The sequence below is a fragment of the Actinomyces sp. HMSC08A09 genome, from assembly GCF_001807465.1.
GTDB lineage: Bacteria > Actinomycetota > Actinomycetes > Actinomycetales > Actinomycetaceae > Actinomyces > Actinomyces oris.
This window is the reverse complement of record NZ_KV789150.1, coordinates 1-11,054: the sequence shown is the minus strand read 5'-3', so window position 1 is coordinate 11,054 and position 11,054 is coordinate 1. Positions and strand designations below refer to the sequence as shown.

General features: G+C 71.3%; 8 protein-coding genes and 1 pseudogene. 6 read left to right on the top strand and 3 right to left on the bottom strand.

The genetic code is table 11. The features are described 5' to 3' along the window. Positions 1-457: flotillin domain-containing protein (locus HMPREF3165_RS10810; RefSeq protein ID WP_305366990.1), on the top strand; the 457-nt coding region annotated here is incomplete at its 5' end. An 84-nt stretch (positions 458-541) separates the two neighbouring features. Then, the gene (locus HMPREF3165_RS10805; RefSeq protein ID WP_083303300.1) at positions 542-1,966 is read left to right on the top strand and encodes a hypothetical protein; all 1,425 of its coding nucleotides are present in this window, start codon (positions 542-544) and stop codon (positions 1,964-1,966) included. Between the two features lie 37 nt (positions 1,967-2,003). Here HMPREF3165_RS10805 and HMPREF3165_RS10800 read toward each other — a convergent pair whose 3' ends face one another. Beyond that, entirely contained in the window at positions 2,004-3,386 is a 1,383-nt protein-coding gene (locus HMPREF3165_RS10800) for an MFS transporter (protein ID WP_070513391.1), read from the bottom strand. A 212-nt stretch (positions 3,387-3,598) separates the two neighbouring features. Here HMPREF3165_RS10800 and tkt point away from each other — a divergent pair, with 212 nt between their 5' ends. The 4 genes from tkt (at position 3,599) to disA (ending at position 9,359) form a co-directional block, all read left to right on the top strand. Continuing rightward, positions 3,599-5,689 carry a transketolase gene (tkt, locus tag HMPREF3165_RS10795; protein ID WP_070513388.1) on the top strand — a complete coding sequence of 697 codons (2,091 nt, stop codon included), beginning with the start codon at positions 3,599-3,601 and terminating at the stop codon, positions 5,687-5,689. A gap of 232 nt (positions 5,690-5,921) precedes the next feature. Beyond that, positions 5,922-6,506, top strand: a complete 585-nt coding sequence (locus tag HMPREF3165_RS10790) for a hypothetical protein (RefSeq protein WP_256275283.1) — start codon at positions 5,922-5,924, stop codon at positions 6,504-6,506. A gap of 29 nt (positions 6,507-6,535) precedes the next feature. Continuing rightward, positions 6,536-7,957, top strand: a complete 1,422-nt coding sequence (gene radA / locus HMPREF3165_RS10785) for a DNA repair protein RadA (protein WP_070513385.1) — start codon at positions 6,536-6,538, stop codon at positions 7,955-7,957. Positions 7,958-8,288: 331 nt separating this feature from the next. After that, positions 8,289-9,359: a DNA integrity scanning diadenylate cyclase DisA gene (gene disA, locus HMPREF3165_RS10780; RefSeq protein WP_101559851.1), complete on the top strand. Its 1,071-nt coding sequence runs from the start codon at positions 8,289-8,291 to the stop codon at positions 9,357-9,359. 58 nt (positions 9,360-9,417) lie between these two features. Here the strand turns inward: disA and HMPREF3165_RS13940 are convergent, their stop codons facing one another. Next, positions 9,418-10,656 carry a hypothetical protein gene (locus tag HMPREF3165_RS13940; RefSeq protein WP_256275284.1) on the bottom strand — a complete coding sequence of 413 codons (1,239 nt, stop codon included), beginning with the start codon at positions 10,654-10,656 and terminating at the stop codon, positions 9,418-9,420. Positions 10,657-10,805: 149 nt separating this feature from the next. Further along, positions 10,806-11,054, bottom strand: a pseudogene (locus HMPREF3165_RS10770) (A/G-specific adenine glycosylase); the annotation flags it as partial.

Below are 11,054 nucleotides of genomic sequence, written 5' to 3'. Positions count from 1 at the left end.
CGAGGCCGAGGCCAAGGCGACCGCCGCCCGGGCCCGCGCCGAGGCCGAGGCCATCGCGGCCCGAGGCCAGGCCGAGGCCGACACGATCCGTGCCGCCGGTGAGGCCGAGGCCAAGGCCATGAGTGACAAGGCGGACGCCCTGGCCAAGTACGGCGAGGCCGCCACCCGCCAGATGCTGCTGGATAAGGCCCCCGAGATCGCCCGAGCCCTGAGCGAGCCGCTGGCCAGCGTGCGCGACCTGTCGATCATCTCCACCGAGGGCGCCTCCGCCCTACCCAAGGCGGTGGCCAACAACGTCGAGCAGCTCGATCTCATCCTGCGCAGCCTCGTGGGCACCGGACTGACCGACATGGTGGGCAGCCACCTGCCGGGCTCGGACACCTCCGCCGACCACGCCGGCTCCGCTGACCACGACGGCACAGCCCCGGCCGCCGTCGTCGAGCACCCGGAGCACTGACAACCGGTAGGTCTGAAACAAATCGAGATCATCCACGTGGCCGGGTGCGGAATATGTCCGCTCAACCGCACCCGGCCACGTAGCATGTCCCCGTCATTCCGCACAGTCAGTACCGGGCAGGTCATCATGCGTCGTCGCATCTTTCTCACCGCCGCACTCGGCGCCACCGCGGGCGCCGGCGCCCTGTCCCTGAGTGGCTGCGCGGACATCCGCCAGCGCATCGCACGCACCCTGACCCCTCAGCCCCCCACCGTCCTTCACGCGTCACTGTCCACGCTCCCGAAGGCCCCCTCCATCCCGACCGACTTCGGCGGTGAGGCGGTGTGGCCCCTGCGCGTCAAGGAGAATCAGAACCACCCCTGGCCCACCAACGCGATGATCGAGACCGTCCACGGCTCCTTTCTCATCGCCTATGACGTCAACAGCGACGACGAGACCGCCGGCCTGTCCGGCGACCGCCCCATCCTCGTTGACCTGAAGGGGCCGACGACCTACGGCATCGTGCCGGAGGACTCCGAGCACGGGTATCGCATCGAGCCGATGACCGTTCCCCCCGTCGGCGGTGTTCCCGCAGGCAACCCCATCGCCCCCAGCCCCGGCACACTCGTCACCGAGCAGTTCACCTGTGCCGCTACCTGCGACGACGAGTTCGCCTACCTCATCACCGGCCGCGAGGACGTCCTCGATGAGCGCCCCGAGAACCGGGGACGAGTCAGTCTGCTCAAGATCCGCCTGGCCGACCGCCGCATCGTCGCCAGCGCGCTGCTCGGGGAGAATCTCGCCCTCAAGGCGAGGGAGTCGACCTACCGCGCCGGATCCTCGATCACGCTGACCTCCGACGGCGCCGACCTCCTGGTCACCACCAGCGTCCCGCACCGGGCCCTGCGGCTGTCTGCGAAGGACCTGTCCGTGCAGTTCGACCTGGCCTCCGTCACATCCCAGAACTTCTGCGCGGTGTCCGGCGGCGAGGCGGTGGCCCTGCTCGGTGACGACGCGAAGGTCCACACGGCCATCGTCACGCTCGCCGACGGCCTCACCCACCCCATCGAGAACCTGAGCGCACAGCTCGTGCACCAGGGCTACCTCTACGCCACCGACAGCCGCACGAAGGAGCCGCCCTACCCCGGGGTGAGCATCAACCTCACCACCGGTGAGCGCACCGAGCTGACGGACCTGCCGGTCGACAAGGAGGACAAGCACCCCACCCTGACCGCGAGCAACGGATACGTCATCAGGAGGACCGACCACATCCAGGTCCGCAAGAACGGCTCGGCGACCCCACTGCTGACCCGGGAGTCCACCGAGGAGGAGTCCTACCAGAGTGCGGCGATCTACGGCTCCATCCTCTACCTCACCCTCAGTGGCGGCCGCCTGCACCTCATCGACCTGGACACCGGCGAGGTGATCTCACAGTCCCCGACCGGCGGCCAGCACGAGATAGTGACGGTGACGCCCTACGGGTTCTGCAACGAGAGCGCCTTCTACCCGGCCACCGCCTGGAAGTCCTGAGCCCGCCGCCGCTGACGCCCTCGAAGCGCTCGGGCACTCAGATGTCCTCGAGGCTCTCGCCCTTGGTCTCGCGGGCCAACAGGTAGATGAAGCCGCCCAGGACCAGCATGACCGCGAAGAAGAGGAAGGCCGGGAAGACGGCCGCCAGCGGGTGTGCCAGCTCCTGGAGGCTGCCGGAGCCGATCATCACCCCCATGAGCAGGGGCCCGAGGATCTTGGCGCTCGCGCCGATGCCGTATCCCAGGCCCAGCCCCGTGCCCCGTGCACCGTTGGGGAACTGCTCGCCGCCGAAGGCGTTGAGGATCCCGAAGGCGCCGTCGCCGAAGCCCATCGTGAGGCAGATGCCGGTGAAGAAGACGATCCACGAGGTCTCCCAGTGGGCGGAGAGGGCCACGATGACCGCTCCGAGCGCCCCGATGAGGCCGAAGGAGAACACGGTCCAGCGCCGCCCAATCCGGTCGGCGAGCCAGGCCGAGGCCAGGCGCCCGAGCAGATCCACCAGGGAGACGCCCATGAACAGCGTCCCCACGGCGTCGGCGCCGATATCGGTGAAGCCGACCTCCAGGAGCGTCTGTCCCCAGGACTGCACAGTGAAGGAGCCCAGGATGAAACAGAACGAGCCCACCGAGACGATGAGCAGGGGCCGCAGGTGCTTGCGCAGCAGCTCGCCGTAGGCGATGCGCGGCCCGGTCCGCACCGGCGGCAGGGCTCCGACGTCGTCGGGGCTCAGCTCCAGGGCCCAGGCGATGGACTCGCGGGCCTCGCGCTCGCGCCCGTGGGAGAGCAGGAAGCGGGGTGACTCGGGGACGATCCGGATCCAGGCCAGCAGGAGGATCGGGACGACCCCCAGCGCGATGAGGCCGCGCCAGTTGTCGTGCAGGAGCCGCTGTGCCAGGGAGCCCAGGAAGAGCCCCAGCGGGATGAACACCGAGCCCAGTCCGGCCAGCAGACCGCGCTGCCTGGTGGGCACGAACTCCTGGACGTAGGGGATGGAGACGATGTTGAGGCCCCCAACACCCACTCCGACCAGCACCCGCAGCAGGGCCAGCATCATCCACCAGCCGGTGGGGGTGAACACCGAGGCCAGGGTGAAGACGGTGAAGAGCAGGACGCACCAGAAGAAGGTGCGTCGTCGGCCCATCCGGTCGGCGGCCCAGCCCCACAGGACCGCTCCGAGCACCGTGCCCAGCCCGGAGCAGGCCAGGATGACACCGGTCTCGAAGCCGCCCAGGCTCCATTCCTTCTGAAGCTGGACGACGGCGAAGCCGATGAGGAACATGTCGAAGAACTCAGAGATGTTGGCGACGATGGCCAGAGCGATGATGCTTCGCTGATGGCCCGTCAGGGGCCGGGAATCGATCTGCTCCAAAGCGCTCCCGCGCTCCGCCGGCGGCGCCGCGCGCCCCGTTGTTGTACCCATATGCGGCCCAATCTACGGGCAAGAGCGCCCGCGTGCGGGAACAAGCCCCCGAGTGTGAAAGACACACGCACTCGTGCCTGTACTTGCCCGCCCTCACGGAAGCGGGAAGGATCACCCTTGATGCCCGCCCGCGGATGCACCGCGATGCACCACCGTCACGGCGCCCGTGGCCGCGAGCAAGACGCACCCTCATGCACAAGGAGTCCTCAGTTATGAGCGCTGAGCCGCTGCTCACCGACCTTGACCGTCAGACCATCGCGGTGTCCAAGGCCCTGGCCGCCGACGCCGTGGAGAAGGCGGGGTCGGGCCACCCCGGTACGCCGATCTCCCTGGCCGGGGTGGCGTGGCTGCTCTACCAGCGTGAGATGGTCCACGACCCGGCGGATCCGGGGTGGCTGGGACGGGACCGGTTCGTCCTGTCCATCGGGCACGCCTCGCTGGTGCAGTACATCCAGCTGTTCCTGGCCGGATACGACATCGACCTGGAGGGCTTCACGGCCTTCCGCTCTCCGGCCGGCCTGCCGGGCCACCCCGAGTTCGGCGAGGTTCCCGGGGTGGAGACCACCACGGGCCCGCTGGGGGCGGGCTTCGCCAACGCGGTGGGCCTGGCCATGGCGGCGCGCCGCGAGCACGGGCTGCTCGACGCCGGCACCCCGCTGGGCGAGTCGGTCTTCGACCACTTCGTCTACACGGTCCTGGGCGACGGCTGCATGCAGGAGGGCGTGTCCTCGGAGGCCGCCTCCCTGGCCGGCACCCAGCAGCTGGGCAACCTCATCGCCATCTACGACGACAACGACATCTCCATCGAGGGCAACACGGACATCGCCTTCACCGAGGACGTCTCGGCCCGCTTCGAGGCCTACGGCTGGCAGGTGCTCGACGTCGACTGGCGCACCGGCCCCGACGGCTACGCGGAGAACCTCGAGGCGCTGCACGAGGCCATCGTGGCGGCCCGCGCCGAGAGCGCGCGCCCGTCGCTGATCCGTCTGCACACCATCATCGCCTGGCCCTCCCCGACCAAGCAGGGCCAGGAGTCCTCCCATGGCTCCAAGCTCGGGGCCGAGGAGGTCGCCGGGCTCAAGCGGGCCCTGGGCCTGGACCCCGAGCAGAGCTTCATCCTGCCCGAGGACGTCGTCTCCCACGCTCGGAAGCGGGCCGCCGACAACGCCCGGGCCGCTCGAGCGGACTGGGACGCGCGCTTCTCGACCTGGCAGCAGGCCAACCCCGCCGGTGCCGCGCTGCTGGAGCGCCTTGCGGCCCACCGTCTGCCCGAGGGCCTTGAGGAGGCCCTGCCGACCTGGGAGGTGGGTGAGTCGCTGGCCACCCGTGCGGCGTCGGGCAAGGTGCTTTCCGCCCTGGCCGGCGTGGTGCCCGAGCTGTGGGGCGGGTCGGCGGACCTGGCCGGCTCGAACAACACGACCATGGCCGGGGAGCCCTCCTTCCTTCCCGCCGCCCTGGCGCAGTCCGAGGGCGACGGGCCCTTCGGGCGCACCCTCCACTTCGGTGTGCGCGAGCACGCCATGGGCTCGATCCTCAACGGGATCGCCCTGGACGGGCTCACCCGCCCCTACGGGGGCACCTTCATGGTGTTCTCCGACTACATGCGCCCGGCCGTGCGCCTGGCGGCTCTCATGGGGATCGGCCCGGTCTTCGTGTGGTCCCACGACTCCATCGGGGTCGGCGAGGACGGCCCCACGCACCAGCCCGTCGAGCACCTGGCGGCGCTGCGCGCCATCCCCGGCCTGTCCGTGGTGCGCCCCGGGGACGCCAACGAGACCGCCGCGGCCTGGGCCGAGATCCTGCGCCGTCACGACGAGCCGGCCGGCATCGCCCTGTCGCGTCAGAACCTCACCGTGAGCGCCTCCGCCGAGGCCGCCGCCGAGGGCGTGCGCCGCGGCGCCTACGTCCTGGCTGAGGCCGCCGACACCGATGGGCAGCAGGCGGCCCCCGAGGTCGTCCTGATCGCCACCGGCTCCGAGGTCGGCGTGGCCGTGGCCGCCCGGGAGATCCTCCAGGGGGAGGGCACCCCCACCCGGGTGGTCTCCGCCCCCTGCCTGGAGTGGTTCGCCCAGCAGGACGCCGCCTACCGGGAGCAGGTGCTGCCGGCCGGCACCGCCAGGGTCGCCATCGAGGCGGGCATCGCCCTGGGCTGGCGCGAGATCGTCGGCGACGCCGGCGAGATCGTCTCCATCGACCACTACGGTTCCTCCGCCCCCGGCACCGCCCTGTTCGAGGAGTACGGCTTCACCGGGGACAACGTCGCCGAGCGGGCCCGCCGGGCGCTGGCCCGCACCCGCGGCTGACCCCCACTGCCCCACCGCCACCGAGCCGGGCATCTTTCGAGTCGTCCTACGGTCTTTCTGTAGGGCCACGCGAGAGGTGCCCGGCTCGGCATGAGAGGAGCACATGTCACGGGGGTACCCCTCCCCATGAGGAGGGGGTGACCTGACGGTCAAATGCGGGCAGGCTGGGACCCGGTCGCGTCACCTGGCGCACTGCGACACCAATCCCCGAATACAGAAAAGGCCGTCTCTCATGAGCGCACAGCAACCCGCCCAGAACGACCCCCAGATCCCTGACAGCGAGGACTCCGGTAAGGACCAGCCCCTGCGCACGCGCTACTACTACCTCATCATGACCATCATGGTCGTGATCGGCGTCGTCATCGACATCGCGATCTTCATCGGGATCATCACGAACGCCGAGGGGAGGGTGCGCATCCCCTACCTGGTCTTCATCCTTCCTGTTGTCGGTGCTCTGGCGGTCGGCAGGTTCGCCGACGCGGCCCTGGCCAAGAAGTCTCCCCACCTGGTGCCCGGCTACGCGGCCCCGTACTTCCAGGGAGGGCAGGTCCCTCAGCAGGTCCAGTACGGACAGCCGGCAGCCCAGCCGACGGCGCCGCAGAGCACCGGCTACGGCCAGGTGCCCGGCCAGCAGGCAGCTCGGACCGCTCCGCAGCAGGCCCCGCACGGCGAGCAGCGCCGGGCCAGGCGCCGCCGTCGGGCCAGTACGGTCAGGATTCCCAGAACCAGCAGCCCCACGGTCAGGGAGGGCAGCCCGGGCAGAGCGGCCCGGTCGGCTACTGAGGCCCGCAGGACGCCGATGTCGAGGTCTGAATAGATGTCGGTGGGGCCCGATACTCTCCGGTCATGCCCGCATCGAAGAGCCCCAAGGCACCCAAGGTCTCCTACTGCTGCACCGAGTGCGGCTGGTCCAGCCCCAAGTGGATGGGCCAGTGCCGGGAGTGCCGCGAGTGGGGAACCCTGGAGGAGACTCAGGTCTCCGACTCCCCGGGTGGGGGCGCCGGCGGGGCCCTGGGCGCTGCCGGCGCCGTGCGACCGACCGTGGCCGCCCGCCCCATCGGGGAGGTCAGCGCCACGGAGGCCAGGGCCCGTCCCACCGGGGTGGGTGAGCTGGACCGGGTCCTGGGCGGCGGGATCGTGCCGGGTGCCGTCGTGCTGCTGGCCGGTGAGCCCGGCGTCGGCAAGTCCACGCTGCTGCTCGACGTCGCCGCGAAGGCAGCCGCTGTGGCTCGCGAGCGCGGGGACGGGCCGGTCCTCTACGTCACCGGTGAGGAGTCGGCCTCGCAGGTACGGCTGCGTGCCGAGCGCATCGACGCCCTGGATCCGGGGCTGCTCCTGGCCGCGGAGACCGAACTGGGGGCCCTGCTGGGGCACGTGGAGGCGGCCGGTCCCTCCCTGCTGGTGGTGGACTCGGTTCAGACCATCGCCTCAGCCCAGATCGAGGGCAGTGCCGGGGGCGTCACCCAGGTGCGGGCCGTGGCCGGTGCACTCATCGCGGTGGCCAAGGAGCGCAACATCCCGGTGCTGCTCGTGGGTCACGTGACCAAGGACGGCGGGATCGCCGGGCCCCGGGTCCTGGAGCACCTGGTCGACGTCGTCACCCAGTTCGAGGGGGACCGTCACGCCCGCCTGCGGCTGCTGCGGGCCGTCAAGAACCGCTACGGCCCCACCGATGAGGTCGGCTGCTTCGACCTGGGCGAGCGGGGCATCGTGGGACTGGCGGACCCCTCGGGCCTGTTCCTGTCCGCCGCCCGCTCCGAGGTGCCGGGCACCTGCGCCACCGTGACCCTGGAGGGGCGCCGTCCCATGCCGGTGGAGATCCAGGCGCTGGTGGCCCCCACCAACGCCGGCTCCCCGCGTCGCACCACCTCCGGGGTGGACCACTCGCGCACAGCCATGGCGCTGGCCGTTCTCAGCGCCCGGCTGCGGGTGGACACCTCCAGCGCGGACGTCTACGTCTCCACCGTGGGCGGGGCCCGCGCCGTCGAGCCGGCCACGGACCTGGCCGTGGCCATCTCCGTGGTCTCGGCCGCGCGCAACCTGCCCACACCTGCTGGCCTCGTGGCCTTCGGCGAGGTGGGGCTCACCGGTGAGGTGCGGGCCACTGTCGGTATCCAGCGGCGCCTGGCGGAGGCCTCCCGTCTCGGCTTCGACCGGGCGATCGTGCCGCTGGCGGGCTCGGCCGAGCTGCGCGAGGTCGCCGGGATGCAGGTGCTGCCGGTCGCGCACGTGGGTGAGGCCATGGGGGCGGCACTCCCACGCGGCTGACAGGACAGCACGGTCACCATGGGCAAGCACATACAGCACAGGCAGTGGAGGCAGTACTGGCAAACGCAGACAACGCCGGGACCAGGGGCGGCCACGGGAACCGAACAGGTGACGTGACCGTCATGGATCGGCCGGGCGCCGCCAACAGACCGACTGGTCCAGTGTGGGAAGGCCCTCGCCGAAGGTCGGCCCGGCTGCCGATACCATGGGAGCGTGAGCACCGGGGCGTGCGCTCACCTGGATGCCGCGAGACCGGAGGGTCCCGAGCGCGGTCCGCCCCGGCAAGTTCACTGTGCGATCCTTTCCCCAGGACACCGCGAGATCAGGAGAGATGATGATCGAGGCCGCTGGCCAGCTGCACGAGACGCTTGCGCTCGTTGCTCCCGGCACCGTCCTTCGTGACGGACTGGAGCGGATCCTGCGCGGACGTACCGGGGCGATCATCGTGCTGGGCTTCGACCCGGTGGTGGAGGCCATCTCCTCGGGCGGCTTCCACCTGGACGTCGAGCTCTCCGCCGCCCGCCTGCGCGAGCTGGCCAAGATGGACGGCGGCGTCGTCGTCGACATGGACACCGCCCGGATCCGGCGCGCCAACGTCCAGCTGCTGCCCAACGCCTCGATCCAGACCTCGGAGACGGGCATGCGTCACCGCACCGCCGAGCGCGTGGCCCGTCAGACCGGGTACCCGGTCATCTCCGTGAGCCAGTCGATGCGGATCATCTCCCTGTACGTGGACGGCAAGCGCCACGTCCTGGAGCCCAGCGAGTCGATCCTGGCCAGCGCCAACCAGGCCCTGTCCGCCCTGGAGCGCTACAAGGCCCGCCTCGACCAGACCTCCGCCGGCCTGGATTCCCTGGAGATCGAGGACCTCGTCACCGTCCGTGACGTCACCTCGGTGCTCCAGCTCATGGAGATGGTCCGCCGTATCTCCGCCGACATCGACTCCTACGTCCTGGAGCTCGGCACCGACGGGCGCCTCCTGGCCCTCCAGGTCGAGGAGCTCACCCGGGGCCTGCTCGCCGAGCACGGCTTCCTCCTGGAGGACTACCTGCCCGAGGGCCTGGACACGACCACCGTCGATGCGCGCCTGAAGTGGGTGGGTTCCCCCGCCCTCCTGGACCTGGCGATGGTGGCGCGCTCCATGGGACTGGGCGGCATTGACGGCCAGGACCTGGACGCTCAGGTCTCCCCGCGCGGCCTGCGGATCCTGTCCAAGATCCCGCGCCTGCCCGTGGTGACGGCGCGCGCCGTCGTCGAGCAGTGGGGGTCCCTGCAGGGGGTCCTCGGAGCCACCATCGAGGAGCTCGAGGCCGTCGAGGGCGTGGGCGCCCAGCGGGCCCGGACCCTGCGCGACGGGCTGTCACGGCTGGCGGAGATCTCCGTCGTCGAGCGCTACTCCTGAGCTCGTCGGTCGCCAGGCCTTTCTGTCGGCCACCCCGGCACCCGCCTGCAGAAGGCCGTCAGCCGACGACGAAGACCCGGTCCTCAGTGAGGTCCTTGTCCCCCATGACGAAGCGGAAACGGTAGGTTCCCGCGCCCGCGGCGCTGCCGGGGGCTGTCTGCGCCTGGCCCGCCGAGGGGCTCGCGGAGGAGGAGGCAGTGGCACTCGGCGTCGAGGAGGCCGATGCGCCTGCCGGAGAGGCCGGGGAGGCCGGTGCCGCGTTGGCCGCTGCGCAGTCGGAGGTGGCCGCGTTGCCGTTCCAGGTCACGTTGACATCGGCGCCCTTGCCCGCAGGCAGGAGGAGGGCCTTCTCGGTCTGGCCCACGGGGCAGGTGACAGAGTCCCACACCTGCTGAGAGCCCGAGGAGACCCGCACCCCCAGGGCCTGGCTGCCGACGTCGATCAGGCAGGGTGCCTGGCCGCTGTTGACCAGGGAGATGGAGAAGGTCGCTCCGGCACCGACACTGACGGACTCGGGCCCCTGGACCGTGCTCTTCAAGGTCGAGGGGTCGCACTTCCCCGGCGTGGGGTAGACGGTGTGCACCTGGGCGGCTGCGCGCTCCTCATCCTGGGTGCGGATGGTGTTGCGGACCCAGAAGTAGCCGACGGCGATGGTCACGATGAGCAGCAAGAGGACCAGCAGGACCCCGCCCAGCACCAGGGCACGGCGCAGACCGTAGCGGGGCTGAGGCGGGACCGGCTTGCGCAGGCGCCCACTGCGAGGCTGGTCCGGGCCCTGCGGGATCGAGTCGGGGGCTCCGGTCAGCCGCCCACCACCGATATGGGTCCACTGGAGGCCTGCGCCCCAGCTGTGTCGACGACGATCGGAGCGAGCGGCCTGAGTCGAGCTCGTCCGGGAGGAGCGAGCGGTTCCCGGAGCGGCCTGCCGTGAGCGAGGCGTCGAGGTCCCCTGGCCGCCCTGGGGGGACCGGCGGTTCTTGCCGCCCCGGGCCGGCGTGCCCGATTGCCCGCCGGCGGGCCGGCCCGTCTGCCCCGAGTGCAGGGGGCGTCCGGTCGACTTCGTGCCCGAGGCGCGGCCGCCGCGTCCCCTGGCCTGGGAGGATCGAGGCGTCCCGCTGGAGCGGGCTGAGGAGGACTGTCCAGCGCCGGACCGCGGCCCGCCGCCGGAAGCGCTCTGCCGGTGGGGCCGGGACTGGGAGCCCGAGGAGGAACGCCCCGATGAGGAGCCTGCGCCGCGACGGGCCGAGCCTCGTCGTCCTGCGCTTTCCCCATGGTTGCGTCCGCGTCCTTTGGCCATGGTCACGACTCTACCGGCGCCACGGCCCCAGGCCCGTGAGCGCCCCGCCCCGGCGATGCGCGAGGCCGATGAGACCTTCGTCGTTGTCCGCACAAACCCCAAGCGCATCCCCGGCCGGCTACCGGGGCGGTCCGCGGATCGGTGGCCGGCTAGGGAAGCCGGTAGGTGGCGCCGTCGTCGTCGGTGGCGATGAGCCCGTCGGCCAGGAGGGTGGACAGGGCGCGCACCGGCTGCTCGGGGTCGCGAGCACCACCGGAGGCCCGGGTCCCGGCCCTGGCGGCGCAGGCCCTGAGTTCAGCAGCCTCGACGCACTGCCCGTCGGGGGCCGCGCGCAGGCGGGCCATCACCAGCCCCCGGGCCTGGCGGTCGGTGCCGTGCCAGGCCTGGCTGCGGCGTCG

What these genes read in the sequence shown, in the direction of transcription:
- HMPREF3165_RS10805 (WP_083303300.1), top strand. Translation starts at nt 542, where the DNA reads ATGTCCCCGTCATTCCGCACAGTCAGTACCGGGCAGGTCATCATGCGT.
- HMPREF3165_RS10800 (WP_070513391.1), bottom strand. Translation starts at nt 3,386, where the DNA reads ATGGGTACAACAACGGGGCGCGCGGCGCCGCCGGCGGAGCGCGGGAGC.
- tkt (WP_070513388.1), top strand. Translation starts at nt 3,599, where the DNA reads ATGAGCGCTGAGCCGCTGCTCACCGACCTTGACCGTCAGACCATCGCG.
- HMPREF3165_RS10790 (WP_256275283.1), top strand. Translation starts at nt 5,922, where the DNA reads ATGAGCGCACAGCAACCCGCCCAGAACGACCCCCAGATCCCTGACAGC.
- radA (WP_070513385.1), top strand. Translation starts at nt 6,536, where the DNA reads ATGCCCGCATCGAAGAGCCCCAAGGCACCCAAGGTCTCCTACTGCTGC.
- disA (WP_101559851.1), top strand. Translation starts at nt 8,289, where the DNA reads ATGATGATCGAGGCCGCTGGCCAGCTGCACGAGACGCTTGCGCTCGTT.
- HMPREF3165_RS13940 (WP_256275284.1), bottom strand. Translation starts at nt 10,656, where the DNA reads ATGGCCAAAGGACGCGGACGCAACCATGGGGAAAGCGCAGGACGACGA.